The sequence below is a fragment of the Streptomyces marianii genome, assembly GCF_005795905.1.
In the GTDB taxonomy this organism is placed as follows: Bacteria; Actinomycetota; Actinomycetes; order Streptomycetales; family Streptomycetaceae; genus Streptomyces; species Streptomyces marianii.
On the sequence record NZ_VAWE01000001.1, the window covers coordinates 420,231 to 445,747 of the forward strand.

At 73.2% G+C, this 25,517-nt stretch carries 22 protein-coding genes and 4 pseudogenes; 13 read left to right on the forward strand and 13 right to left on the reverse strand.

The features are described from left to right. Window positions 1–6: 6 nt before the first annotated feature. A complete protein-coding gene (locus FEF34_RS01870; protein WP_138051561.1) occupies window positions 7–600 on the forward strand; it encodes a helix-turn-helix domain-containing protein in 594 nt (197 codons plus the stop codon). Between the two features lie 91 nt (window positions 601–691). Here the strand turns inward: FEF34_RS01870 and FEF34_RS44100 are convergent. Further along, window positions 692–818, reverse strand: a pseudogene (locus FEF34_RS44100) (oxidoreductase); the annotation flags it as partial. Window positions 819–1,138: 320 nt separating this feature from the next. Here FEF34_RS44100 and leuE point away from each other — a divergent pair. Next, a complete protein-coding gene (gene leuE, locus FEF34_RS01875) occupies window positions 1,139–1,795 on the forward strand; it encodes a leucine efflux protein LeuE (protein WP_138051562.1) in 657 nt (218 codons plus the stop codon). Window positions 1,796–1,908: 113 nt separating this feature from the next. Here the strand turns inward: leuE and FEF34_RS40975 are convergent, their stop codons facing one another. The 3 genes from FEF34_RS40975 to FEF34_RS01890 form a co-directional block, all read right to left on the reverse strand. Further along, window positions 1,909–2,133, reverse strand: coding sequence for a hypothetical protein (locus tag FEF34_RS40975; RefSeq protein ID WP_234042219.1), 225 nt, complete (start codon window positions 2,131–2,133; stop codon window positions 1,909–1,911). Between the two features lie 4 nt (window positions 2,134–2,137). Next, complete coding sequence (locus tag FEF34_RS01885) at window positions 2,138–3,496, reverse strand: LmeA family phospholipid-binding protein (RefSeq protein ID WP_234042220.1); 1,359 nt, start codon at window positions 3,494–3,496, stop codon at window positions 2,138–2,140. 390 nt (window positions 3,497–3,886) lie between these two features. Then, window positions 3,887–5,443 carry an ATP-dependent DNA ligase gene (locus FEF34_RS01890; RefSeq protein WP_138051564.1) on the reverse strand — a complete coding sequence of 519 codons (1,557 nt, stop codon included), beginning with the start codon at window positions 5,441–5,443 and terminating at the stop codon, window positions 3,887–3,889. A gap of 568 nt (window positions 5,444–6,011) precedes the next feature. On the opposite strand from FEF34_RS01890, the gene FEF34_RS01895 reads away from it, so the two are divergent. Continuing rightward, a complete protein-coding gene (locus FEF34_RS01895; protein WP_138051565.1) occupies window positions 6,012–7,097 on the forward strand; it encodes a phosphatidylinositol-specific phospholipase C domain-containing protein in 1,086 nt (361 codons plus the stop codon). A gap of 256 nt (window positions 7,098–7,353) precedes the next feature. Here the strand turns inward: FEF34_RS01895 and FEF34_RS01900 are convergent, their stop codons facing one another. Continuing rightward, a complete protein-coding gene (locus FEF34_RS01900) occupies window positions 7,354–7,767 on the reverse strand; it encodes a roadblock/LC7 domain-containing protein (protein WP_138051566.1) in 414 nt (137 codons plus the stop codon). A 149-nt stretch (window positions 7,768–7,916) separates the two neighbouring features. Here FEF34_RS01900 and FEF34_RS01905 point away from each other — a divergent pair, with 149 nt between their 5' ends. Continuing rightward, window positions 7,917–8,345, forward strand: a complete 429-nt coding sequence (locus FEF34_RS01905; protein ID WP_138051567.1) for a PPOX class F420-dependent oxidoreductase — start codon at window positions 7,917–7,919, stop codon at window positions 8,343–8,345. 66 nt (window positions 8,346–8,411) lie between these two features. Here FEF34_RS01905 and FEF34_RS01910 read toward each other — a convergent pair whose 3' ends face one another. Continuing rightward, window positions 8,412–9,017 (reverse strand): GTP-binding protein, encoded by a 606-nt coding sequence (locus FEF34_RS01910; RefSeq protein ID WP_138051568.1) that lies wholly within the window; start codon window positions 9,015–9,017, stop codon window positions 8,412–8,414. A 475-nt stretch (window positions 9,018–9,492) separates the two neighbouring features. On the opposite strand from FEF34_RS01910, the gene FEF34_RS01915 reads away from it, so the two are divergent. The 4 genes from FEF34_RS01915 to FEF34_RS01930 all read left to right on the forward strand — a co-directional run bounded on the left by FEF34_RS01915 (window position 9,493) and on the right by FEF34_RS01930 (window position 14,860). After that, the gene (locus FEF34_RS01915) at window positions 9,493–10,878 is read left to right on the forward strand and encodes an NAD(P)/FAD-dependent oxidoreductase (RefSeq protein WP_138051569.1); all 1,386 of its coding nucleotides are present in this window, start codon (window positions 9,493–9,495) and stop codon (window positions 10,876–10,878) included. Between the two features lie 54 nt (window positions 10,879–10,932). Then, complete coding sequence (locus tag FEF34_RS01920) at window positions 10,933–12,777, forward strand: transketolase (protein ID WP_138051570.1); 1,845 nt, start codon at window positions 10,933–10,935, stop codon at window positions 12,775–12,777. 243 nt (window positions 12,778–13,020) lie between these two features. Further along, on the forward strand, window positions 13,021–13,956 hold the full coding sequence (locus tag FEF34_RS01925) for a cation diffusion facilitator family transporter (RefSeq protein WP_138051571.1): 936 nt from the start codon (window positions 13,021–13,023) through the stop codon (window positions 13,954–13,956). 205 nt (window positions 13,957–14,161) lie between these two features. Next, window positions 14,162–14,860 carry an alpha/beta fold hydrolase gene (locus FEF34_RS01930; RefSeq protein ID WP_138051572.1) on the forward strand — a complete coding sequence of 233 codons (699 nt, stop codon included), beginning with the start codon at window positions 14,162–14,164 and terminating at the stop codon, window positions 14,858–14,860. A gap of 164 nt (window positions 14,861–15,024) precedes the next feature. Here the strand turns inward: FEF34_RS01930 and FEF34_RS01935 are convergent, their stop codons facing one another. After that, window positions 15,025–15,867, reverse strand: coding sequence for a pentapeptide repeat-containing protein (locus FEF34_RS01935; RefSeq protein ID WP_138051573.1), 843 nt, complete (start codon window positions 15,865–15,867; stop codon window positions 15,025–15,027). 218 nt (window positions 15,868–16,085) lie between these two features. Between FEF34_RS01935 and FEF34_RS01940 the strand changes: the two are divergent. Further along, a pseudogene (locus FEF34_RS01940) lies at window positions 16,086–16,241 on the forward strand (B/F/G family RNA polymerase sigma-70 factor); the annotation flags it as partial. Window positions 16,242–16,386: 145 nt separating this feature from the next. On the opposite strand, the gene FEF34_RS01945 reads toward FEF34_RS01940, so the two are convergent. The 5 genes from FEF34_RS01945 to FEF34_RS01965 form a co-directional block, all read right to left on the reverse strand. Continuing rightward, window positions 16,387–17,382: a nucleoside hydrolase gene (locus FEF34_RS01945; RefSeq protein ID WP_138051574.1), complete on the reverse strand. Its 996-nt coding sequence runs from the start codon at window positions 17,380–17,382 to the stop codon at window positions 16,387–16,389. Window positions 17,383–17,675: 293 nt separating this feature from the next. Beyond that, entirely contained in the window at window positions 17,676–18,089 is a 414-nt protein-coding gene (locus FEF34_RS01950; RefSeq protein WP_138051575.1) for a DUF742 domain-containing protein, read from the reverse strand. Window positions 18,090–18,111: 22 nt separating this feature from the next. Further along, window positions 18,112–18,546: a roadblock/LC7 domain-containing protein gene (locus tag FEF34_RS01955; RefSeq protein WP_138051576.1), complete on the reverse strand. Its 435-nt coding sequence runs from the start codon at window positions 18,544–18,546 to the stop codon at window positions 18,112–18,114. Beyond that, on the reverse strand, window positions 18,543–21,200 hold the full coding sequence (locus FEF34_RS01960) for a sensor histidine kinase (RefSeq protein WP_138051577.1): 2,658 nt from the start codon (window positions 21,198–21,200) through the stop codon (window positions 18,543–18,545). Before FEF34_RS01960 ends, FEF34_RS01955 begins: the two co-directional genes overlap by 4 nt. A 110-nt stretch (window positions 21,201–21,310) precedes the next feature. Beyond that, window positions 21,311–22,132 (reverse strand): MHYT domain-containing protein, encoded by an 822-nt coding sequence (locus FEF34_RS01965; protein WP_138051578.1) that lies wholly within the window; start codon window positions 22,130–22,132, stop codon window positions 21,311–21,313. Window positions 22,133–22,305: 173 nt separating this feature from the next. Between FEF34_RS01965 and FEF34_RS01970 the strand changes: the two are divergent. From FEF34_RS01970 to FEF34_RS42420, 4 genes and pseudogenes are all read left to right on the forward strand, one after another. Next, window positions 22,306–22,907: pseudogene (locus tag FEF34_RS01970) on the forward strand (class I SAM-dependent methyltransferase). Window positions 22,908–23,164: 257 nt separating this feature from the next. After that, window positions 23,165–23,485 carry a hypothetical protein gene (locus FEF34_RS01975; protein ID WP_138057225.1) on the forward strand — a complete coding sequence of 107 codons (321 nt, stop codon included), beginning with the start codon at window positions 23,165–23,167 and terminating at the stop codon, window positions 23,483–23,485. Window positions 23,486–23,654: 169 nt separating this feature from the next. After that, window positions 23,655–24,458, forward strand: a complete 804-nt coding sequence (locus tag FEF34_RS01980; protein WP_138051579.1) for a hypothetical protein — start codon at window positions 23,655–23,657, stop codon at window positions 24,456–24,458. Window positions 24,459–24,634: 176 nt separating this feature from the next. Further along, window positions 24,635–24,913 (forward strand): annotated as a pseudogene (locus FEF34_RS42420) (tannase/feruloyl esterase family alpha/beta hydrolase); the annotation flags it as partial. A gap of 91 nt (window positions 24,914–25,004) precedes the next feature. Here the strand turns inward: FEF34_RS42420 and FEF34_RS01990 are convergent. Beyond that, window positions 25,005–25,190 carry a hypothetical protein gene (locus FEF34_RS01990; RefSeq protein ID WP_138051580.1) on the reverse strand — a complete coding sequence of 62 codons (186 nt, stop codon included), beginning with the start codon at window positions 25,188–25,190 and terminating at the stop codon, window positions 25,005–25,007. Window positions 25,191–25,517: the final 327 nt, after the last annotated feature.

The window sequence follows — 25,517 nt, forward strand, 5'->3', positions numbered from 1 at the left end:
GGATCCATGGCGGAGAACGATTTCGACGAGGTGCTCACGGCCGTGGGACCGCGTCTGCGGGCCCTGCGGCAGGCGCGCGGCAGCACGCTGGCCCAGATCGCCGAGACTACCGGGATCTCGCTGAGCACCCTGTCACGACTGGAGTCCGGCGGGCGGAAGCCCACGCTCGAACTGCTGCTGCCGCTGGCCCAGGCGTACGGCGTGCCGCTGGACGAGTTGGTCGGCGCCCCCGCCGTCGGTGACGTGCGCATCCGGCAGCGCCCGTTCACCCGGAACGGGCAGACGTACGTGCCGCTGACGCGGTACCTCGGAGGTATGCACGCCTACAAGCACATCGTGCCACCGCGGACGAAGGACAAGAGCGCGCGCCCCGAGCAGAAGGTGCACGAGGGCTACGAATGGCTCTATGTGCTCACCGGACGGCTGTGGGTGGCACTCGGCGAGCACGACCTCGTGCTCGGCGCGGGCGAGGCCGCGGAGTTCGACACCCGCACGCCGCACGGCTTCGCCAACGCCGGGGACCGGCCCGTGGAGTTCCTGTCGCTGTTCGGGCCGCAGGGAGAGCGGATGCACGTACGGGCACGCCCGGCCCCGGGCTGATCCGCCCGTCAGGGCCGTCAGGGCCGTCAGGGCCGTCAGGGCCGTCAGGGCCGTCAGGGCCGTCAGGGCCGTCAGGGGAGGGTCGAGTCCCCCATCCGCCGTCGACCCTGACTGCTCCCCCGGTCGTCGCCGACGCATACTCCGCACTCAGGTGGACCGTCGGGTTGGCGAACCTCGGGTGGATGGATCAGCCGGCACGGCAGCGACCGGGGGCGGTGCGGGGCGCACGGGCTCGCGCTGCGCGGATCCGGCAGATGCCGGGCGAGGGCCAAGCTCTCCTCGGTTGAGTTCTCGCGGTATTCCGTTGCGCGAACAGTCCGGCATGGGTTCTGCTGGACGGCCACGACCGGTCGTTCTTCAAGAGCAGCGCGGAGACAGACGGCTTCCTGGCCGCTCGGGGGATCACCGTGACACGGGAGGACCGGGAGGAGACGGTGCGCGCACGAGGCGCGCACGGGAATCAGCGTCGGGCAGCCGTGTGTTGCCCGGGGCTCGGCTGACCGCCGGGCCCGCAACGGGCGAGGAGAAGGGTGCCGGAATGCTGGGAGTGGAGAATCTGCCGACCTATGCCGTGGGGGCGGTGCTGATCATTCTGCTGCCGGGGCCGAGCTCTCTGTTCACCCTGTCGGTCGCCGCACGGCTGGGGGTCAGGGCGGGCTGTCGCGCCGCGGCGGGGGTGTTCCTGGGCGAGACCCTGCTCATGGTGGCGACGGCCGCCGGGCTCGCTTCGCTGCTGCAGACCAACGCACTGCTGTTCGCCATCGTGAAGTACGCCGGCGCCGGCTACCTGACATGGATCGCGGTCGGCATGATCCGGGCGGCGTGGGCGATGTGGCGGCGCCGCAACGAGCAGACCGAGGAGACTGCCGCGGCCGCCCCGGACCCGTCGACGGGCGGAAGGCTGTTCCGGCGCTCGTTGGTGATCACCGTCCTGAACCCGAAGGCGATCTTGTTCTTCATCTCGTTCTTCGTGCAGTTCGTCGATCCCCGGTACCCGTACCCGGGGCTGTCCTTCGCGCTACTCGCGCTCGTCTACCAGGTCATCAGCATCGCGTACGTGACCGCGTTGATCCTCGGCGGTACGTACCTCGCCACGCAGTTCCGCCGCCGCCGGAAGCTGTCAGCGGGCCTCACGACGGGGGCTGGCGCGCTGTTCCTCGGTTTCGCGGCGAAGCTGGCCACGACGAGCAACTGAGCGTGGCCCCGGTGCCCGTACGCCCTGGCCGCTGCACTCGGCGGCCCGGGCGCAGCGGGCAGGCGAGGGCACCCGGCCTCTTGCGAGGTGCACGGCTTCACGGTTCGTCGTGTTCACGGTTCGTCGTGTTCCGGTTCGTCGTGTTCCGGTTCGTCGTGTTCCGGTTCGTCGTGTTCCGGTTCGTCGTGCGGCGAGTCCAGGCCGGAACAAGTCCAGGTCCACGGGTCTCGGACCAGGCGTACCGCACCGACCTGCTCGATCGTGACGCGGGCCGGCCACGACGAACCCCCGCCGCCCATCTCGTCCTCTGAATCGCGGCCGCCCAAGGCCAAGGCCATGAGGTTAGGGGCTGATCACCGCATCGCGCCCCGCACCGGCCTCGACGGCTGAGGGCACGCCGGAGGCGGCGGACGGGGCCGGGCTCTCGCGGTCTCCGCCGGTGGGGCGGCCGTGGCCGGGGCCGGCATCGGGCCGGGAGGCCGGAGGGCGGCCGGCGGAATGCCTGCCGAAGGTCAGACCGGTCCCCGTCAGGTCGGCCCGGATGCCCTCGCGTTCCACGGCGATGTCCTCGAGCCGGATGTCGCCGGCCGTCGTCCTCGGCAGTTCGAACGACAGCGAGAGCCGGTCGGAGAGCTGCGGTGGCCGGAGTTTCAGCAGGGCGCCGACCAGCCGGGGATCGATACCGGCCTTCTCCAGCAGCCAGGGATGGTCGACGACGACATCGACGAGGTTGACCTTCATCAGCCGCTGGAGGAAGCGCGGCGTTCCGGTGAGCCGGCTGAGTTCCTTCTCGCTGCGCAGCGCGCGTTCGATCTGGGACTCGGGAAGCCCCAGCCGCTTCACTACGGCCGGCAGGGCCAGCAGGGCCCTGACGCGGGCGGCCTCACGGCTGATGCGCGCTGCGGCCTCGCGGTGGAGGCGCAGGCCGGAGTGCCCGGGGTCCTTCCCCGGCCGGTAGCTGAACAGCCCGGGAACGTCGAGCCGCATGCCTTCGACGGTGGTCGACACGGCCCGCTGCCCGTCCCGCTCGATGCGGGCCTCCGCCCGGACCGTGATCTCCCTGCCGGCCACGGGCAGCGACCCGGCTATGTGGACCCCGCCCGGACCTGCACTGGTGAACTTCACCCGGGAGGCGCCGAGTTCACGGTTCAGGTCGTCGAAGGAGAGCAGGACGTCGCCGTCCATGCGGTCGACGACGGCGCCCCGCAGGGAACTCGGCAGATCGCCGACGATCCGGACGTCGCGCGCGGTGGCGTGGACCTCTGCGAGAGAGACCTTGTCGGCGGCCACGTCTGGCAGGGTGACGTCGACGCGGTCGATCCGCTGTCCGAGCACCTGGGTGAGGAAGGGGAAGCCGGCGATGTCGACGCCCGGGCGCGCGCCGAGACCGAGCGAGTCGCGGATCTTCTCCTCGGCCTTGTCCTCGGCGTAGGCGAGGGCCAGCCGGTCACCGGCGCAGAGGAGCGTGGCGCACACGACGGCGCCGACGGTGAGCTTCAGCGCCACCGGAAGTGCTCCGAACCGGCTCCTGCCGCGATGGTTGGGCGGCGACCATTCGCCGGGGGTCTCGTCCGACGGGATGCCGCGAGCGGGGGCACCACCGTGCGCGCGGGCCGTGGGATCACCGAGTTCGGCGAACTCCGGCTCCGGGTCGGCCAGTTGGGCAAGCTCCTCATACGGATTGCGGGAATGCGCGGTCATGCGTGTGGGGGGTCGCATCGACTCATCCCATCACGATCACCACCCTCGAACGCAAGTCCGGCCACCGTGGACCGCACCACAGTCCCCGGCCTCAGGCGCCCTTCCCCGGACGCGGACGGCGTCGGATCTCGGGTACGGCTCCCGGTGCCGGAGACCGTTCGAGGAACGGAGCCACGGGGAGAGCCGGGGCCGCAGGCCCGATCGGCTTTCGACGGAATTTCGAGGAACGCTCCAAGATGGTTTATCGTTCACATAGGCGTGGTCGCAGACCGCACCATCGGTGACGGTGCGCCCACCCCGTGAACGGCCCCGGCCGGCATCCCCCGACCGGCCGGGGCCATCTCCTCCTCGACGCGCCTCCCCCTGCTCCCGGTAGCACGTCTCAGCGCGTCAGCCCTCCGACGGAAGCACCACGGGCGTGGCCGCCAGGACGTCCTCGATCGCGGCGGCCTCCGCCGCCGGCTTGTCGGGACGGTGGCGCAGGACGCGGGCGAATCGCAGCGCGACGCCGGCGGGATAGCGCGAAGACCGCTGCAGACCGTCGTAGGCGATCTCGACGACGAGTTCGGGCCGGACCCGCACCTCGGAGCCGTCGTCCTCCACCGCCAGCTCCCGCAGCCACTCCGTCTGCCAGCGGAGCATCTCGTCGGTGAGCCCCTTGAACGTCTTGCCGAGCATCACGAGCCCCCCATCGGCGCCCCGTGCCGCCAGATGAAGGTTGGACAGCAGTCCGGTGCGGCGGCCGTGGCCCCACTCGGCGGCCAGCACGACCAGGTCGAGCGTGTGCACGGGCTTCACCTTGAGCCAGGAGCGGCCGCGGCGCCCCGCCACATAGGGCGCGTCGAGCCCCTTGACCATGACGCCCTCGTGGCCGCGGTCGAGCGTGGCGGCGAGGAAGCCCTCGGCACCTTCGAGCTGGGCGGGGGACGCGGGGTCCTCGACGACGTACCGCCGGACCCGCATGGCCTCGGGAACCAGCGCGGCCAGCTCCGCATGGCGCTCGCGCCCGGGCAGATCGAGGACGTCCCTGCCCTCGGCGGCGAGGATGTCGAAGAAGACGGGTGACAGCGGAACCGCCGCGGTGGCGGCGGCCACGTCCGTGCGGGAACCGACGCGGGAGGCGGTGTCCTGGAAGGGCAGCGGCCTGCCCGCCGGGTCGAGTGCGATCACCTCGCCGTCGAGGATGAAGCGGTCCCCCGGCAGCTCCCGCACCGTCTCCACCACGTCGGGCAGTCGGGCGGTGATGTCGTCGAGCGACCGCGTGTGGATACGCACCTCCCCGGCCGAGCGATGGACCTGGATACGGACCCCGTCGAGCTTCTCCTCCACGGAGCAGGCGCCCAGAGCCCGGACCGCGTCGGGCACCGACGCCGAGGTGTGGGCGAGCATGGGCTGTACGGGATGTCCCACACGGAGCCGGAAGGACGAGAGCGCCGTCGGCCCCTCCCCCAGTACCGCCTCGGCCACCCGGGGAAGTGAACCGTCGAGCATCACCGCCCGCCGGACCTCCCCCGCCGGTGCGCCTACCGCCTTGGCGACGCCCTCGAGTGCCACCGCGTCGAGGGCGCCCTGACGCACCTCGCCCGTCAGCAGCCTCAACAGGAACTCCTGTTCGGGCGGGGTCGCTGCGGCCATGAGACCAGCGACGAGCCGTCTGCGCTCCGCCTGGGCACCCGGCCCCGCGACGCCGGCGAGTGCCGAGAACGCAGCGTCGGTCTCCTCGACGGTCAGGACGGGCTCCCCGGCCGGCTCGGGCCGGTGGCCGAGGACGCTCCAGCCGACGCCGAGCCGCCCCTGAGGAAGCCGTCCGGCCAGATAGGAGATGACGAGCCCGGCCTCCTGCGGCCGGGCGTCGCGGAACAGGGACGCCAGGGCTTCGATCTTCCGGGTGCGTGACGGCTCGGCAGCGATCTGCCGGGACACATCGGCGAGGCGGGCCAGCAGCATGCGGCCATCGTGCCCGCCTCGGCCCCGGTCCGCACACCGGTGATCCCGGCCGGGGCCGGTGCGACCGGGACGGCGGGCGAAGTCGGCCTCGATCGGGCGACCGGGCCGAGTGGGCGCGGTACGCCACCGGCAAGCACGCGAACCCGAGCGCTCGTGCGGGCCGGACGAGCCCGGATCAGGGGCGGGGCCGCGCCTGCGCGGTCCTGGGGTTCCGGGGTTCCGGGGTTCCGGGGTTCCGGGGTTCTGCGGTCTGGACCGCTCGGGCGGGGCGCACGACCGGCGCAGGGACGCACCGGGCACGACGGGACTCCGGGCGGACGCTGCCCCTTGCGGCACGAGCCTCCTCCCCGTCAACCAACACCCGGTCGCCGCACCCGGTGGGCGTGCACGGCCGCGTCCGCCCACCGCGTGCGCTCCCAGCCGCCACACCGCCGCCACTCGCTCGCCCCCGGGAACCACGGGGAAGTTCCGGAAGGTTCCCTCTTCGCCGCTTGGATACCTCCCATCCTTCGCCCAACTCCCCTACTCTGCCGTGGATTTGCTTCACTTCCCACACAGGCAGGGGACCATGAGGAAGCTCTCGCGCATGACATCGGCATCAGTCGCCGCCGCCGCACTGGGGGTGGCCCTCGTACCGGCACAGGCACCCGCGGTGGCCGCGGCGGGCACCGAGGTGACGGCACCGGCGTACTCGTCGACGACCTCGGTCGGCGTCCACAACGCGTACGAGAAGTCGAAGTACCCCTATTTCGCCGACGCCTTGGACTCGGGTGCGGGAATGCTCGAAATCGACGTCTGGACCAATGTGTTCGGCAGATCCTTCCGGGTGGCCCACGACAATCCGGTGGGCAACGACAACAACTGTGTGAACGCCTCGACTGCCGCCGAGCTGCGCACCAAGTCCCGCAACAGGGATCTCAGCGGCTGCCTCTCCGACATCCGCGCCTGGCACGAGGCGAACCCCGGACACCGACCCATCCTGCTCAAGGTCGAGATGAAGGACGGTTTCCAGAACAAGTACGGCCGGGGCCCCGCCGCGCTGGACGCTCTGCTCACCGCCAGGCTCGGTGACGCGCTGTACCGGCCCGCCGAGCTGGCCGCGGGTCACCCGGACCTGGACACCGCCGTACGCGCGCGTGGCTGGCCCTCCCGCAGCGACCTCGCGGGGAAGTTCATCGTCGAACTCATCCCCGGCACGGTCGAGCAGGGGAACCCGTTCGACACACTGTGGACGGACCGGGAGTACGCCACCCATCTGCGGAACCTCGCCTCGGCCGGCCGGCTGCCCGAGGCCTCGGCCTTCCCCGCCGTACTCGGTGCGCAGGCCGGCGACCCGCGCGGCCGTTACTCGGACGCCTCCCTCCGCCCGTGGTTCGTCGTCTTCGACGGCGGCGCCTCCCTCTACGCGGGCGGCTCGATAGACACCGCGTGGTACGACCGGAACCACTATCTCGTCCTCATGACGAGCGCCCACAGCGTGCCGCCCGCGATCGACAGCACCAGCCCTACGGAGGCACAGGCCCGCGACCGCGTCGCTCTGCTGGCCGGCAGGCACGCGAGCGTGGTGTCGTCGGACTGGCACACTCTGCCCTCGGTCCTGTCGAGCGTCGTGCCCCGTGGTACCTCCGGCGGCACCCACCGGTCACAGCGGTAGGCGGGGACACCGACGGTCCTCCCCCCGGAGCAGACCGTTCGTGGCAGCCTTCAGCCGGCGTGCGACGGGACGGCCCGGCATCGCGGCGTCGTCCGGGCGGGTGCCCGAGGGCTGCCGGCCCGGTGGCACCGGCTCAGGGCCTCCCCGTCCCCGCCCGACGGGAGAGGGAGACTCCGGTCGGCCCCGGTCCGGGGCCGACCGGAGGGCGAACCCCGCACAGGTGCCAGGCGCGGCGCAGGGCCTTGAGATGCAAGCCTCAGAAGTCCGAGACCGTGATCCGACCCGGCTGCCGCGCGGCCACCGCCAGGTGTTCCCCCACCCGGTTCACCAGCAGCGTCATCTCGTAGGCGACCTGGCCGACGTCGGCCTCCGCGGCGCTGAGCACGCACAGGCAACTGCCGTCGCCCGCGGCGGTGACGAAAAGCATCGCGTCGTCGAACTCCACCATGGTCTGCCTCGCCCGGCCCGCGCGGAAGTGCCTGCCCGAGCCGCGCGCGAGACTGTGCAGTCCGGAGGAGACGGCGGCGAGGTGCTCCGCGTCCTCCCGGGCGAGTCCCGTGCTCGCCCCGGTCACCAGGCCGTCGTTGGACAGCACGAGCGCGTGCCGTATGTACGAGACCCTCTTGGTCAGGTCGTCCAGGAGCCAGTCGAGCCCCTTGTCCGCTGCCATGGCGTTCCTCCCCGTTCGTGTGTTCGCGTTCCCCCGCGTCGCCGGTAAGCCTCGCGCACTGTCCCCGTCCCGGCAAGGAGTCATCACGGGCGCACGGCAGCGGAGAGTTGGCTTTCCCTCACCACGGGTCGCGTCCGAGGATGGTTCCCATGGCGAGAAAGATGTCTCAGGACGAATGGCGGGCGTTCGTGTCCCAGGGCACGCGCACCGCGAAGCTGTCGACCGTCAGCGCGGACGGCGGCCCGCACATCGCACCGGTCTGGTTCCTCCTCGACGGTGACGACGTGGTCTTCAACACCGGGAAGGAGACGGTGAAGGGCCGGAACCTGACCCGCGACGGCAGGGTCGCCCTCTGTGTGGAGGACGACCGTCCGCCGTTCTCCTTCGTGGTCGTCCAGGGCCGTGCGGAACTGGGCGAGGACCCTGAGCAGTTGCGGCACTGGGCCACCCGGATCGCCGCACGCTACATGGGCGAGGAACGCGCCGAGGAGTACGGTGCGCGCAACGGGGTTCCCGGAGAACTGCTGGTCCGGGTACGTGTCGAGAAGGTCCGGGCCGTGGCGGACGTCGCCGGCTGACGACGTCTCACCCGACCGAGCCCGCCCACGGGCCCGCGGTCTCCACCGCCCGAACCCGCGCCTTCCTCACCCCACCGAGTCGAGCAGCCGGGCGGTGTGCATCCGCCCGGCGTACTCGACCAGCCGGACCAGCACCTCCTTCCCCGAATCACGGTCGCGCGCGTCGCACAGCACGACCGGCGTCCCCCGGTCGAGGTCCAGCGCGCGGGAGACCTCGTGCGCCCCGTAGGTCCGCGCGCCCGGGAAGCAGTTGACGGCGACGACGAACGGGATGCGCCGGTGCTCGAAGTAGTCGACGGCCGGGAAGCTGTCCTCGAGGCGACGGGTGTCCGCGAGGACCACCGCGCCGAGCGCGCCCTGCGAGAGCTCGTCCCACAGGAACCAGAAGCGGTCCTGACCGGGTGTGCCGAAGAGATAGAGGGACAGTCCCGAGCGGATCGTGATGCGCCCGAAGTCCATGGCGACGGTGGTGGTCGTCTTCTGGTCGACTCCGCCGGTGTCGTCGACGCTCTCGCCCGCCTCACTGAGCCGTTCCTCGGTGCGCAGTGGCCGGATTTCACTGACCGCTCCGACGAGGGTCGTCTTGCCGACGCCGAACCCGCCGGCGACCAGTATTTTCAGCGCGAGAGCGGCGGCGTCTCCGCCGATGCCGCCAGAGAGCTCGGGGGCCATCGATCACTTCTCTCAGTGGGTGTGCGCCGACAAGTGGCAGGAGAAACCCCAGGCCACGGTCGTTCCGGCCGCCTCGGGGAAGGCCGGCCGGGAGGGCCGACGCCAGCACATCTGTTCTGCGAACGTGAGCAGTATGGCAATCGGAACCACAGGTGGGGCGCGTGGATCGCTTTTTGCGCGATGTGACCGCTCCAGACCGAGAAGGTGTCCGAATCCATGCGGATTTCGTGTGGCCGCGACAGTTCGACGGGTGGAGGCTGGTTGTACGGACGCTATGGCGACGACGTTCTCCGACGACGCCGGCGGCGGCGTTTGGCACCGCCCCGGCAGGGCACCCGGAACGTCCCGTCCGTCGCATGCCCTACTTCCCCACGGGAGGCGATTCGCCGTGCAGGCCGACGACATCCGGGCCCCTCACGTGCAGGCCCCGCACACCACGCCCCGGCCGGGCCGGTCACGGCCACAGGCGGACGGCGTGACCAGGATCGTCATCGTCGGGGCCGGGTTCGCCGGCCACCGTACGGCCCGTGCTCTGTCCCGTTCCCTGGCCAGGGAACGGGTCGAGATCGTTCTGCTCAATCCCACCGACTACTTTCTGTATCTCCCCCTGCTGCCCCAGGTGGCCGCCGGGATCCTGGAGCCGCGGAGGGTCACCGTCTCCCTCGTGCACACCCTCCCGCGGGTGCGGCTCGTGCTGGGCGAGGCGACGCGGGTCGACCTCGCCGGGCGCCGCCTGCACTACACGGACCCGGAGGGCTCGCCCGGGGAGCTCGCGTACGACCGGCTCGTGCTCGCCGTCGGCAGCGTCAACAAGCTGCTGCCCGTCCCCGGCGTGAGCGAGTACGCGCACGGCTTCCGCGGACTGCCCGAAGCGCTCTACCTCCGCGACCACGTCGTCCGGCAGGTCGAGATGGCGGGCGCGGCGCCGCACGCCGACGAGTGCGCGGCGCGCTGCACCTTCGTCGTGGTCGGCGCCGGATACACGGGCACCGAGGTGGCGGCGCAGGGCAAGATCTTCACGGACGAGCTGCACGCCCAGATGTCACGGCCGAAGGAACCGTTCGGCCCGGCCTGGCGCTCTCCGGACACCCGGCCGCGGTGGCTGCTCCTCGACATCGCGCCCCGGGTGCTCCCCGAACTCGACCGGCGGCTGTCCGAGACCGCGGACCGGGTGCTCCGCGCCCGGGGCGTGGAGGTGCGCACCGGTACCTCCATCAAGGAGGCGACGCCGGACGGGGTGCTGCTGGACGACGGCGAGTTCGTCCCGACCCGGACCCTGGTGTGGTGCGTCGGTGTGCGGCCCGATCCGCTCGTGGCCGACGTCGGGCTGCCCGTCGACCGCGGCAGGCTGCGGGTGACGGCCGAGCTGAACGTGCCCGGGCACCCCGACGTGTTCGCCTGCGGGGACGCCGCCGCCGTACCGGATCTGACCCGCCCGCTGCCGGGCGGCGACGGCGCGGACGACGGGAACGGAACCGGCTACGAACTGACCCCGATGACCGCGCAGCACGCCACGCGGCAGGGCGATGTGGCGGCCGGCAACGTCGCGGCGTCGCTCGGATACGGCACCGCACGCGCCTACCGCCACCACGACCTGGGTTTCGCCGTCGACCTGGGCGGTGTCCAGGCGGCGGCGAACCCCCTCGGCGTCCCGCTGTCCGGACCGCTCGCGGGCGCGGTGACCCGCGGCTACCACCTGGCGGCGATGCCGGGCAACCGGGTACGGGTGGCCGCCGACTGGCTACTGGACGCCGCGCTGCCGCGCCAGGCGGTGCAGCTCGGCCTCGTCAGCTCCTGGTCGGTGCCGCTCGACACCTCGTCGCCCGAGCTGGCCCGGCTGCCCGGCCGGAACCGGAAGTGACGGCCTCACGACGGCACCCGAACCGGTCAACGGACCGCCTGTGAACGGAGTGACATGCGTAACGAAGAACTGACGGAACTGGCCCGGCAGTTGAGGGTGGATTCCGTACGGGCGGCCGATGCCGCGGGCTCGGGACATCCGACGTCCTCGATGTCGGCGGCGGATCTCGCCGCCGTGCTCCTCGCCCACCATCTGCGCTACGACTTCGCCGCCCCGGAGAACCCGGCCAACGACCGGCTGGTCTTCTCCAAGGGCCACGCCTCGCCGCTGCTGTACTCGCTCTACAAGGCAGCGGGCGCGATCGACGACGAGGAACTGCTGACGTTCCGCAAGCGGGGCAGCCGTCTCGAGGGCCATCCGACGCCGCGGCTGCCCTGGGTGGACGTCGCAACGGGCTCGCTCGGCCAAGGGCTGCCGGTCGGGGTGGGGATGGCCCTCGGCGGCAAGTACCTCGACCGCCTCCCGTACCGGGTCTGGGTGCTCTCCGGGGACAGCGAGATGGCGGAGGGCTCCGTCTGGGAGGCCGTCGAACACGCCGCCTTCGAGAAACTGGCCAATCTGAAGCTGATCATCGACGTCAACCGGCTCGGGCAACGCGGGCCGACCCGCCATCAGCACGACCTCGACGCCTACGCGCGGCGGCTCAGGGCGTTCGGCTGGCACACCGTCGAGGTCGACGGCCATGACGTCGCTGCCGTCGACAAGGCCCTCACCGAGGCGGTCGAGGTGGACGAACGGCCGACGGCCGTCATCGCCGCCACCCGCAAGGGCCGCGGCGTCGCCGCCGTCGAGGACCGGGAGGGCAAGCACGGCAAGCCGCTTCCCGACGCGGAGGCGGCGATCGAGGAACTCGGCGGCCCGCGGTTCGTCACGGTCCGGGTCCAGCCGCCGCCCGCGGCGGGCGCCCGGCGCGACCGGGACCTGGGACCGCTGGAACTCCCCCGGTTCGAGACCGGCACGGAGGAAGCCACCCGTACCGCCTACGGGCGCGCCCTGGCGGCGCTGGGTTCTGCGCGCGGCGACGTCGTCGCGCTCGACGCCGAGGTCGGGGACTCCACGCGCACGGAGTACTTCGGGAAGGAACACCCCGACCGGTACCTGGAGTTCTACATCGCCGAGCAGCAGCTCGTGGCCGGGGCGGTCGGCCTGCAGACGTGCGGCTGGGTGCCGTACGCCTCGACGTTCGCCGCGTTTCTGACCCGCGCCCACGACTTCGTCCGCATGGCCGCGGTGAGCCGTGCCGGCATCAATCTCGTCGGCTCGCACGCCGGCGTGTCGATCGGCGAGGACGGGCCCTCGCAGATGGGCCTCGAGGATCTGGCGATGCTCCGGTCCGTCCACGGGTCGACGGTGCTGTACCCGTGCGACGCCAACCAGACGGCGCGGCTGGTGGCGGCCATGGCGGATCTCGACGGGGTCCGCTACCTGCGCACCAGCCGAGGCGAGACGCCCGTCATCTACGGTCCCGACGAGGAGTTCCCGATCGGGGGCAGCAAGGTGCTGCGCGGCGGCGTGGGCGACAAGGCGACGATCGTCGCCGCGGGCGTGACGGTGCACGAGGCCCTGCGCGCGGCGGACGCGCTCGCGGCGGACGGCATTCCGGTCCGGGTCGTCGACCTGTACTCGGTGAAACCCGTGGACGTGGACACGCTCAACGATGCCGCCGGCGCCACAGGCTGCGTCCTCACGGTGGAGGACCACCGGCCTGAGGGCGGGATCGGCGACGCGGTCGCGGAGGCGTTCTCGGACGGGCGTCCCGCGCCCAGGCTCGCCCGCCTCGCCGTACGCGACATGCCCCTCTCCGCGACGCCGGAGGAGCAGCTGCACGCCGCCGGGATCGACGCGGAGTCCATCGCGGCGGCCGTGAAGCTGCTCGTGGAGAGGATCGTCGCCCACTGAGATGGGCCGGAGCGCTGCGACGCGGCAGTTCACTGGGCCCGGCGCGCCGCCGGCCGGACGGACTGCGCCGCGACGGGTCCGTCGGGGGAGCGCCCGCGTGTCCGCGACCCCGGGGGGCCGACGGGCGGCACCGCCACGGCAACGGCCGTGCGCCGGCGGCCGGTACACCGGCTCCTGCGGCGAGTCCACGTCCGGGCGCGTCCACCGTCGGCACTCGTCGCGCGGCCACCGCGAGGAGTTGTCGTGAACCGGGAGCACGGCGAGCGCGGGCACCGCTCGGACCGCAGGACCCGGCTGACCGTTCTCGTCGCGCTCGCCGCGAACCTCCTCATCGCGGCGGCCAAGACCGTCGGCGGTCTCCTGGCGTCGTCGCCCGCGCTGCTGTCGGAAGCGGCGCACTCGGTGGCCGACAGCCTCAACGAGATCTTCCTCCTCGCCGCCCTGCGCCGCAGCCGCCGGCCGGCCGACCGCCGGCACCCGTTCGGCTACGGCAAGGAGCGCTGGTTCTGGTCCCTGCTCGCGGCCGTCGGCATCTTCGTCATGGGCGGCTGTTTCTCGTTCTTCCAGACGTTCGAGGCACTGCGCGAGGGCGACCGGCCGGTGTCGGCCGGACACTACGCGGCAGGGCTCGCCGTGCTCGGCGTCGCGCTGCTCGCCGAGGGGACATCGCTCGTCCGCGCGCTCTACCAGTACCGCAGGGAGGGGGACGAGGCCCGGGACCCCGCGCACCGCACCGTGATCGCGGAGGACAGCGCCGCCGTGGTCGGGGTGCTGTTCGCCATGGCCGGCATGGGACTGCACCTGATCACCGGCAGGGTCGCGTGGGAGGCGGCGGCGTCCCTCGCGATCGGCCTGCTGCTGGTGTACGTCGCGTACCGGCTGGGGCGCGAGGCGCGGGACTTCCTCATCGGTGTCGCCGTCGACCCCGGCATGCGCCGCGCCGTCCGCGCCATGCTGGACGAGCAGCCGGAGATCGACAACGTGGCGGCCCTGCTGACGATGCGTCTGGGGGTCGACTCCGTGCTCCTCGCCGCCAGGGTCGATCTGGCGCCGGGGCTGGACAGCGAGGAGGTCGAACTCGTGAGCGAGAGGATCAAGGCGGCGGTCCTGGACCGCTGGCCGGAGGCGGACCAGGTCTTCCTCGACATCACGGAGGCGCCTCCGCACCCCGGCCGCTGAACCGGCGGGCGGCGCTCGCCGCGCGTGGTGGAAGCACGGTCGGGAGCCGCTGGTCCGGCGGCGGAACCCGGCGGCGATGCCGGGCAGGCGGACCCCGCCGGGCGAGCAGTGGGCCGGTCGCCCCGGACGCAAGCAGGGCGAGGGCCGAACGGAGGCAGGGCGCGGGCCGGACTCGATTGTCATACCCCTTCGCTACGGTGCGGGCATGGTGAACTTCGTATTGGTGGCGGGCGCTTGGCTCGGTGCGTGGGCGTGGGACGACGTCGTACCGGAGCTGCGTGCGGGCGGTCACGGCGTACGTCCGGTGACGTTGTCCGGCCTCGCGGAGAAGAGCGGTGTGCCGGCGGGCCAGCAGACCCACGTCCAGGACATCGTCGACGCGATCGAGCGGCACGACCTGCGGGATGTCGTGCTCGTCGGACACAGCTACTCGGGGATACCCGTCGGTCAGGCCGCCGAGCGGATCGGCGACCGGCTGCGGCGCGTGGTCTTCGTCGACTCGAACGTCCCGGTGGACGGCGAGTCGTTCGTGTCCTCATGGCCCGACGGCCGGGCGACGGTCGAGGCCTCGATAGCCGCGACCGGTGGCTTCTGGGCACCGCTGACCGCGGCCGACTGCACCGGGCAGGGGCTCGGTGACGAGCAGGCGGGGCGGCTCGTCGCAGGCGCGACTCCGCATCCCGGCGCGACGCTGACCGAACCGGCGGTGCTCGGGCGGGCGCTCGGCGAGCTGCCGGCGACGTACGTCAAGTGCCTGCTCGACGGGGAGGAACCGGGCCCCGATGTGGCCGAACTGCTGCGCGGCGAGCACTGGCGGCTGGTCGAGCTGGACACCGGGCACTGGCCGATGTTCTCCCGACCGCGCGAGCTGGCCCAGGTGCTCCTCGACGCAGCGGGCACATAGGACCCACGGCCGGGCGTCCAGGGTCCGACGAACCGCGCTCCCGCGTCGGAATCGGCGCGGGTGGCCCGCGCGGGCACGGCCTCGGGTCCCGGGACGGGCCGGGCGGGGGGTCCTGCGTGCCCTCCGGCGCGGGTCGTCCGCACCCGGACGGTCCGCGGGCCCGTTCAGGCTGTCCAGTGTGCGGGACGGTGGAGTCCGGACGGCAGCCGCGTCGCCGCGTCTCCCCTCGCCTGCTGGAGCTGCGGCTGGGTGAGGAAGATGCTGCCGGTGAGGTCGGCACCCGAGAGGTCGGTGTCCCTGAGGTCGGCGCCGAGGAGATCGGCCAGACGCAGATCGGCTCCGCCGAGGTCGGCGGCGATCAGGCAGGCGCCGCGCAGATCCGCGCCGTGGAGGTCGGCGCCCGCGAGCCCGGCCCCCAGGAGGTCAGCGCCCCTGCGGTTCTTCCCCCGGCCCGGCTCGGCCCCGGCCCTCGCCAGCGCGCTCGCCCCGAGCAGCAGTTCGCCCGTACGGCCGCGCAGCGCGGCGACGTCGGTGCCGAGCAGTTCCTCGGCGTCCCACAGTGTCACCGCCTCGATCTCATCGCGGAGGGCACGTGCGGCCGGGTGCACCGGACGGGCGGCCGGCAGCGCCAGAGCAGCGGTCAGGTACCACAGCAGTTCGTGCAGTTGGCGCATCACGGGGAAGACGTCGAACATCTGCCGGGCGCTGCCCGGGGCCGATCGCCAGCTCCGTCCCTCGAACGTCACCTGGGAGACCTTCTGGCCCGCGCCGAAGCAGTCGTACACGGTGCAGCCGGGGAATCCGCTGTCCCGGAGCCGGGTGTGGATGCCGCAGCGGAAATCGTCGCGAAGGTTGCCGCAGGGCCGGCCCGCGGGTTTGTCGACGGCGAAGTCGGCCGAGGCGGAGAAGGGCAGCACCACGCAGCAGAGGGCGAAGCAGTCACCGCAGTCGGCCCGCAGCGCCGAGGTGCCGGGAGGGGGTGCCGCGTCCTGGTGCGCTTCGGTCACTGAGCCCTGCCTCTTCCGTTTCCGTGGTGCGAACGGGATGCCACCGTCCAGTCTTCCCCATCCGGGAGGCCGTTCGTGTCCGGCCCCGCCCTTCTGCGGGCGTTTGCCGGGAGGGCCCCGGGCAGGCGCTCACACGTGCTTCGGAGCCCTTGCGTGCCCTGCGCGCCCCAGGCGCCTTCGGCTCCGGGCGACAGGCACCGTCAGCACCCCGCGAGGAGCTGAGAGTGAGCAAGCAGACGCACGAGCGCGGCAGGCGTCCCCACGACGACGCCCCGGACACGGCGGCCGCCTTCGCACGGCTGGCCCGGCTCGGCGACGGGCCGGAGCGAACCGCGCTGCGGGAGGAGCCGGTATGCGCCTGGCTGCCCATGGCTTGAGCTCTCACCCAGGTGGTCTCCGTGTGCTCGCGAGGGGGTGGCGGCGGGGCCGACCGGCATCCCATCCCGGGGCCTCCGCCCCGGCGCCCCGCCCCCGGCGAACCTCCGCACGGACGGCGGGTGACGGCGGGCGCCCCGCAGTTCATGCCGGGCCGTCCTCCGTGCGCGGGCCGTCCGGTCCCGCGCCCGCCGAGCCGGCCGCCCGCCGTCCGAGCCTGTCGACGGCACCGACGACGCGGTCCCAGAACCTCTCCTGGTCGAGGCCCACCGCGACACGGGCGTTGACCGGCCGGTCGAGGTAGCGGTGCAGATCCACGACGGTCGCCCCGCGCGTGAACTCCCCGCGGAGTTCGACGGCGACGCTCGCGTCGACACAGTCCACGATCTCCGGGTCGATGACCCGGGCCACCGCCACCGGATCGTGCAGGGGAGGCGCCGGAAACCCCCAAAGCCGCCGGTAGGCGGCGGCGAAGAACGTCATCAGCTCCGCGCAGATGCGTCCGAGGTCCGTGCCGAGACCCTCCAACCGTGCCAGCACGTCGGGGGTGACGAGTGCCTGATGGGAGACGTTGAGCCCGCACATGGTCACGGGCAGCCCGCTGCGGAAGACGATGTCGGCGGCCTCCGGGTCGACGTACATGTTGAACTCGGCGGCGGGGGTGCGGTTTCCACGTTCCGTCGAGCCGCCCATGAGCACGATCTCGCGGATGTGCTCCGCCGCGTCGGGATGGCGGGTGAGGAGCAGGGCGATATTGGTCAGCGGGGCGGTGGGGACGAGCGTGACGGGCTCCGGATGCCGGGTCAGCAGCCGGTGCATGAGGTCGACGGCGTGCTCGGGCACGGTGCCGACGGTCGGTTCGCGGAAGCTCGGCCCGTCCATGCCCGACTCGCCGTGGACGTCGTCCGCGACGTGGAGTTCCCGGACGAGGGGCCGGGCACAGCCGGCGGCGACGGGCACGTCGGTGATGCCCGCGGCGGTGCAGATGCGACGGGCGTTGAGCGTCGTCTTCTCCAGCACCTGGTTGCCGGCGACCGTGGTGATGGCGAGCAGGTCGATCGTGGGATCCCCGGCGGCGAGGAGGATGGCGACGGCGTCGTCGTGCCCGGGATCGCAGTCGAGGATGATCGGAACGGACACGTTGCTCCTCGGCGTCGGCGACGGCGCGGGAGTGCGCCGGCGGTAAGGGTGGCGCCGGTACCACGCCGGCCGGTACCGGCGCGGACACGGGGACGGACGGGCGGGCCTTGCGGGGAACGACGCCACCAGTGTGCCCCGGAGGGCGACACCCGGTGTGCTCCACCCGGACCTGCGGTCGGTCCTCGTTGCCTCCGCGGCCTCCGGCTCCCGGCCACACCGCTGCGATTCCCGGCCCCCACCCCCTCCCGATTCGCGGTCCGCACCCTCCCGACCTCCGGTCCGCGGTGGATGTCTCAGAGGGCTCTGAGGCCGTCGATCACCTCCCGCAGAATCCTTTCGTCCGGGAGTTGCGCGGGCGGAACGGGCATGGAGACCGTGACGTGCCCGCCCTCCAGCAGATCGCCGACGAGCACCCGCACGACTCCGACGGGCAGGTCGGCGTCCGCCGCGAGCTCCGCGACCGACTGGGTCTCGGTGCGGCAGAGGTCCAGGAGTGCCCGGTGCTCGGGCCCGAGCAGGCACTCCGCGGCCTTGTCCGCCGCCTCGGCGGCGGCGTCGACGAGCGCGATGAGGTCGAGGCGCCCGGAGTTCGGTCCCGGCTCCGTGCGGCCTCCGGTCATGGCGTACGGGCGGACGAGCGGGCCCGCCTCGGCGTCGTACCAGCGGCTGCCCCGGAGATCCGGGCCGCCGTCGGCGTCGTCGTTCATGTCGGTCGAGCCTCCCTGCGGGTCAGCCGGCGGCGGGCGGGGTCGCGGACATGCGCGGCGGGGTGCCGAGGTGCTCGCCGACGCGCTTCACGAGCCGCGCCATCTCGTAGGCGATCAGGCCCACGTCGGCGCTGACGGAGCTGAGGACGGCGAGGCAGGAGCCGTCCCCGGCGGCGGCGACGAAGAGGAACCCGTCGTCCATCTCGACCATCGTCTGCCGGACCCCTCCGGTGCGGAAGTGGCGTCCCGTGCCTTTGGCGAGGCTGTGGAATCCGGAGGACACGGCCGCGAGATGCTCGGCGTCCTCCCGGGTGAGGCCGCCGGACGCGCCCACGGCGAGACCGTCGCTGGAGAGCACGACCGCGTGGCGGACCTCGCCCACCCGCAGCACCAGGTCGTCGAGCAGCCAGTCGAGTTCTCCGGAGCGGGGGTGGAGGGTCCTCTCGTGGTCGATCATGCGTGGTCTCCTTCACTGCTGTGAGCGCTGCGGTGGGTGGGACTGCCCGGGGCGGCGCCACCACCGCGTGCCCAGCCGGCGCGGTAGGCGGTCATCCGGTCCCTGACCTGTTCCGGGGTGCGTTCCGGTGCCTCGTACGAGGCCTGTTCGGCCGGGTCCGGCTGTTCGGGCCGCGCCGCCTCGCGCAACTGCGGGACGAGGTTGGCCTGCCTCACGCGGCGCGGCAGGCCGCCCGCGTCCTCGGGAGTGGGGTGGTCTCCGCGGGCGGCGTCGCCCTGTGCCGGCGGCCGGACGCCGGGTCGTCCCGCGTGGGGGCCCTCGGGAGGTGGTGACGGGGCACGGTCGCGCAGCCGTAGGGCGATGACCCCGGGCGGCGGCGGGGCCGCTCCCCGGGACCGGGCTTCGGTGCCCTGCCGGCCGGGCCGGGCCGTCTGCGACTGGTCGTCGTGGGATGCCGGACGCGGTGCGGCGTCCGGCACGGCGAAGGGGGCGGAGTGCGTCACGGGCCGCGGCGTTGTGCCGGGTTCGGACTCGTGGCGCCCGGGCGACGGCGGGGCGGCGCCTGCCGGCCCACCCCTCTGCAGCAGGGCGGTGGGGAGCAGGACGACCGCGGTGGTCCCTCCGTACGGCGAGGTCCGCAGCTTCACCTTGATGTCGTGCCGCGCCGACAGCCGGCTGACGACGAAGAGGCCCAGCCGATCGCTGTCGAAGAGGTCGAGCGCCTCGGACTGCTCGATACGGCGGTTGGCATCCGCGAGGGCCTCCCTGCCCATGCCCAGTCCCCGGTCCTCGATCTCCAGTGCGTAGCCGTTCCCGACGGGCTCGCCGCTGACCCTGACCTTGGTGTGCGGGGGAGAGAACTGTGCCGCGTTCTCGACGAGTTCGGCGAGCAGGTGAGTGAGGTCGGCGACCGCCGCCCCGGCCACCGCGGCCTCGGGCAGCTGCCGTACCTCGACCCGCGCGTAGTCCTCGACCTCGGACACGGCGGCGCGGACGACGTTGGTGAGCGGCACGGGCACCCGCCAGGCCCGGCCCGGTGCCGCGCCGGACAGGATGATCAGGCTTTCCGCATGGCGGCGCATACGGGTCGTCAGATGGTCGAGGCGGAAGAGGTCTCCGAGCTCGCTCGGGTCCTCGGCCCGGCGTTCCATGCTGTCGAGCAGGGTGAGCTGCCGGTGGACCAGGACCTGGCTGCGGCGAGCCAGGTTGACGAACACACCGGAGATGCCGCGGCTGAGTTCGGCGCGCTCGACGGCAGCGCTGAGGGCGGCGCGGTGGACGGTCGACAGCGCCTCGCCGACCTCGGCGATCTCGTCCTGCGGCGGCGGCCCCGGCGGCGCCTCGGCCCGGACGTCGATGGCCTCGCCGGACCGGAGTCGGCGCATGGCGCGGGGCAGTTTGTGACGGGCGATCTCCAGGGCCGTGTTGCGGAGAGTGACGAGTTCGACGACGAGGGCGCGGCCGATGCGTACGGAGATGACGAGGGAGGCGGCCACCGCGGCCAGGCCGAGGAGGACCGCGGCGCCGGCGGCGGTGAACATGCCCTGTCCGACCGGGTCGGCCCGGTCCGCCGCGCCGCGCCGGGCGTTCGCCTCGATGTCCCGCATCCCGGCGCGGACCGCCTCGTGGGCGGTGTCCCAGGTGGTGACGGGCACGGCCGAGGCCGCGCGGCGTCCCGCAGGGGCGGCGGCGGTGGCGTCCTCGGCGGACAGGAGATCGCGGTAAGCGCTCCGCGCCGCGAGTTCGCGCCAGGCGGCCCGCTCACGCGGCCGCAGGTCGGCGACGGCGGACTCGGTGAGCGCACGACGGGTCTCCACGGCGCCGGTGAACCGCCGCAGCCTGTCGGCGGTGAACGACCTGGCGGACCGGGCGGCGGTGAGCAGTGCGTCCTCGCGGGCGAGCATCTCGCCGGCCCGGGCGAATTCGAGTCGCACCCGGGCGTCCGAGCCCGTGCCGGGGTCCTGGACGCCGGCGAGGGCGCCGACGACGCCGAAGCCGGTGCCGATGGCCGTCGTGTACTGCTGGTAGGCGCTGTCCCAGTCGGTGCTGCCGTCGAGCACCGATACGCGGAGGGCGGCGAGTCCGCGGCCCTGGGCGACGAACGCGGCCAGCCGCCCGGCGACGTCACGGGGCAGAACACCCCCGTCGGCGACGGTGTGGGACGGGTCGAGGGACAGATCGGCGAGCGCGGCGTCGGTGGCCCTGGCCTGCTGCCGGAGTTCGGCGGCGCGCGGGCCGTCGGGCGCGGCGATCTGCCGGAGGGCTGCACGCCGTTCGGCCTGGAGCGCGCCCACGGTCTCCGCGACGGGTGCGCGGACGCGGTCCTCGACGTCCTGGAGCTGCCGGAGCCGCGCGATGTCCTGCGCGGTGGTGACGGTGGCGAACCCCCAGAGGACCAGCAGGGAGACCACCGGGACCATCAGCAGGGAGATGATCTTGGCGCGTACGGTCCGGGGGCGCAGCCGTCGGCGCTCCCCCGGGCGCGGTGCCTGCCCGCGTGCGTCGGCCGGTCCGTGGGCGGAGCCGGGGCCGGCCCGCTCGTCCGCAGGCGGCCCTGCGTGGGCACGGCGCCCGCGGACGGGCAGAGCGCCGACTGCCGTCGCTGGTCGCGGGGGCGGCGTCTCGGCACCGGGCTTGCTGCGAGGTGTGCGCATGGCCTCCTCGTTCCGGGTACGGGGTGTGGGATGCGGTGCGACGGCCGTGCGGGGCGGGCGGTAGGTCCGCGACGGCGGACCGGCCCGGGACGTACCGGGGCGGGGGCGCCCTACGACATGGTCGGCGCCGGTGCGGCCACCTGGGGCTCGGTGGTCTCGGTGGGCTCTGTGGGCTCGGAGGTCCGCTCGGCCGAGGCGTAGGCGGCTCGTTCGTGTGCCGTCGGAGTCAGGGCGACGAAGGCGGAGGTGAGGAAGAGGTACGAGCCGAGGCCGACGGCCAGGGGGAAGATGAACTGCATCGTCGTGGCCCCGGGCAGCACCGCGGCCGAGGGCGCGACGTTCACGCTCACGGCGAGCATGCCGGTGTAGTGCATGCTGCTGACGGCCGCGCCCATGACGAGGGAGGCGACGGCGACCGCGCGCGGCGACCTGATGTTGAGCGCGGCCCACAGGGCGGCGGTCGCGGCGGCCACGGCGATGGCGACGGAGAGGGCGACGAGCAGCGGGTCATAGGTGACGTCGCCGTGCAGCCGGAGGGCCGCCATGCCGAGGTAGTGCATGCTGGCGACACCCAGTCCGGTGGTCAGCCCGCCCAGGAGCAGGGCGCGGACCCGGTCGCGGCTGTGGCCGACGGCGAAGACCCCCACGCCGACGACGGCCATGGCGACGGCCAGGCTGAGGATGGTGAGCGGGACGTTGTAGCGGATGTCGGTGCCGGTGACACCGAATCCGAGCATCGCGACGAAGTGCATCGTCCAGATGCCGGTGCCGATGGCGGAGGCCGCCGTGAGCAGCCAGTTGCGGCGGGAGCGGCCGGTCGCGTCGAGTGCGCGCACGGTGCACCGCAGCCCGAGGGCGGCGCCGATGCAGGCCATCGCGTACGACAGCACGGGGGTCAGCCAGCCGAGTGTGGCGTGGTCCAGGTGTCCCATGGCTCAGGGACGGTAGTCCCGATGGGAGCGTGTGGCGGTGGCGCATTTCGAAAGCTGCTGGAATATGACAGCCGATGTTTCAGGCACGATCGTGCCGAGGTCGAACGTGTGCACCACACGTCTGTTCCGGTGGTGATCGGCGAGTATGCCCGGGACTGCGGAATCATGGGCGCATGACCGACGACCACATGCATGTGCACGAGTTCTTCGGCGCCCGGGCCGCCGACCGGGAGGTCCGGTTTCCCGACGGCGGGCCCGCGTTCGTCGCGGGGGTCGCGGCACTGGATCCGGCCCCCGGCGACGCGGTCCTGGCCGCCGGCTGCGGCACGGGACGCGCGCTGCCCGTCCTGCGCGAGGCGGTGGGTCCGGCCGGTACGGTCATCGGCGCCGAGCTGACCCTCGAGATGCTGCAGGCGGCGGTCGGCGCCGGACGCGACCGCGATGCCACGCTGCTCCAGGCGGACGCGGCACGGCTGCCGCTGCGCACCGCGTCGATCGACGCGGTGTCCGCCTCCGGGCTGGTCGCGCACCTGCCGAATCCTGTCGGCGACCTGCGTGAACTGGCCAGGGTGGTGCGCCAGGGCGGTGCGGCAGGGCGGACGTCTCGCGCATCGGCCGGGCAGCACTGGCGGTCCGCCAGAAGCGCCGGCTGACGTCAGACGACCTGCGCGCCGAGTCCAACCTCCGCCCACTGCCGGCCGGTTCGGGCTGGCGGCTGGTCTCGCGCCGCGATGAGGAGGAGCGTTTCCTCGCGCTGGCGGTCAGGGAGGACTGACCCGGCACCCGAGTGGTCCGTCCACACACCGGGCGTGCGGTCCGTTCCGCCGCGGCAGCCGGCGATCCGGCGCAGCCGTCCTTCCGCAGGCGGCGGCAGCGACGGCGGTCGAGCGCAGCGGCCCGGTCCGCTCCGGGAAGCCGTCCACCCGTCCGTGGGAGGGCACCTGGTGCAGACGCCCCCGCAAGAGCGCAGGAAGACTTGTCATACCGGCGGGGTACACCGGAGGAGTGACGGTGCGGTGGAAGGGGGCCAGGGTGTTCGACAAGGTCATGAGCGGAATCCGCAGGCTCGCGGCGCGGAAGACGGGCGACGGCGCGGACGGTGCTGGTAGACCGCCGGCGAAGGTCGTCCGGCAGCGTCAGCCGAATCTCTTCGAGGCCGCGGCGGCGTACGTCTCCGCGTGCGCCGAGGACGACCAGCAGGGAATCGAGGAGGCGTCGGGCTGGGTGTCGCCCGAGGCGCTGTCGTTCGGGGTGAACGAGCTGGCCTGCCGGGCCGTGATCGCCCTGGCGCGCGAGCGCGACGAGTCGCCCCGGACGGTGGCCCGCAGTCTGCTCGGCCTGCCGGTCGCCTGACGGCACGGGCCCCGCCGCAGAGGGGCGGGGCCCGTGCCGGTTCGGCGGGACCCGCTCCCCGGGGGCCGGGGGCGGAAGGTGTCGCCCCAGTTTCCTGCCGCGAACCCTCGACGCCGGGGTTACCCAATGGTTAAGGTGCGCCGACGAACGATCCGATGGGGAGGATGCCGTGGCCGGGACAGACGAAGCGGCCGACGACGACGCGCTCTTTGTGCTGACTGCGCAGCTGCTCACACCCGCGCAGTTCCCCAGCGTCCTCGGCGACGACTACCCCGCGGCGTGCGCGGCCCTGGCGCTCGAACCCTGGGGCGGCGGCTACGGGCTGGTCCTCGGGCAGGACGCAGCGGGCGCCCGCTGGACGGTCGTGATCGACGACGTGTCCCTGGTGGCCGTGGCGATCGCGTCGTGGGACTGCGGGATGGAGTACGACCTCTCGCCCAGTGACCGCTCGGTGATCGCCGCGCTGCCCGGCTGGCCGCTGGCCGTCGCCACGGCCGCGCCGGGCGTGCCCGCGCCCCACGACCCCGGCGAGGAGGAGGCGGGAGGCCCGCCGCTGTGCCCGCCCGACACGAGTGGGTGGGGTCCCGCGCAGCGGCGGCTCGGCGCGGACGAGGTCGCGCTGCAGTGGGCCGTGTGGCGCGGGCAGGTGGCCGAGCAGATCACGTTCGCGCAGCCGGACGCCCCGGAGGAGGAGCGTGCGACGCCGCACGAGGGGGTGCGGCGGGTGCTCAAGGAGCTCCACGCCTATGTCGACGACGCGCCGCCGCTCGGGCGGGTGAGGTCGAGCTTCGCGCCGGACGGTGCGCGGATGCTGAGGGCGGACGGGCCCGGCTGGTCGCTGGTGGCCAGGACCGACGACATCGCCTTCGTGCTGCTGGACGAGGAGCCCGGAGAGGTACTGCCGGTGGGCCGTGGCGCCGAACTGCCCGGGCTGCTGGAGGCCCTGGACAGGATGGCGGTACGGCCGGCCTGAGGAGGGGCCGTACGGAAAGGCGGTCACGAGCCGGCCCACGGGCGGAGCTCCCGAGGAGCCGGCCCACACAGCCGAGGTGCCCGAGGTGTGGGCCGCGCCTATGGCCGGGCCACGATGCCGACCGCACGCCGGGGTGGCGCACCCACCCTTCCGCCGTCGGCTCGGAGGCCGCAGCCATGCGTCCGTCCCGTACGTCCAGGAGAGCACCGGTACTCGCCACGCTGCTCCTGGCACTCGCCTCGATGTCCATCGCCGGCGTCGGCCCGGCACGGGCCGGGACAGCGTCCGGCCACTGCGACGGTCAGGACCGGCTCGACGTGCCCGGCGCCGCGCACCAGCGATCGGACTGTCTCGGGGATCTGACGACGGCCGGGCTCGCGGGAACGCCGTACACCGACATGGCCGACCAGGCGGGACTGGCGGCGGCCGGAACACGTAACCCCTCAGGGGTGCCGCCCGCCCTGCAGCACCGGGGCCCGCCCGACATCGAGGCCGGTGGGCGCCGGTGCCCGGTCTCCCGCGCCGGCACGCGGCGAGCCCGGCCGTTCAGCGCCCGATCTGCTTGCGGTTGTTGATCCGGCGGAGCCGGCGGCGCTGCGAGGGGTCGAGCGCGAAGTACGCCACGGCGGGCACTCCGACGATCACCAGCAGCGACATCCAGAATCCGATCAGCGGGATCAGGAGAAGGCCGATGGCCACTCCCCCGACGGCGATCTTCGCACCTGTCGACATAGTCCTCGCAGCCTCCTTCGCGGCCCACGGGCCGCCGCTCCCTGATGTGACAACGCGTCCACGGCCCCGTCGGTTCCCTCGGGCGACCATGGCGTCCTCCGGGCCCCGGGAAGCCGCTCCTCCCCGTTCCGGAGCACGCGCCCCGGCCCTGGGGGGCAGCCGGGGCGGCGGGGGTGGTGGTGCAGGAACCAGCCCCGCCCCGAACCCGCGCGGCCGGCGAGACGACGTACTCGCGGCTGTCACCGAGGCCGTTCCCGATGCCGATCTCTCGGATCCCGCGTGGGGTGAGCTTTCCGGCCCCACGTGGTCCATCGAGCTCAGCATCGG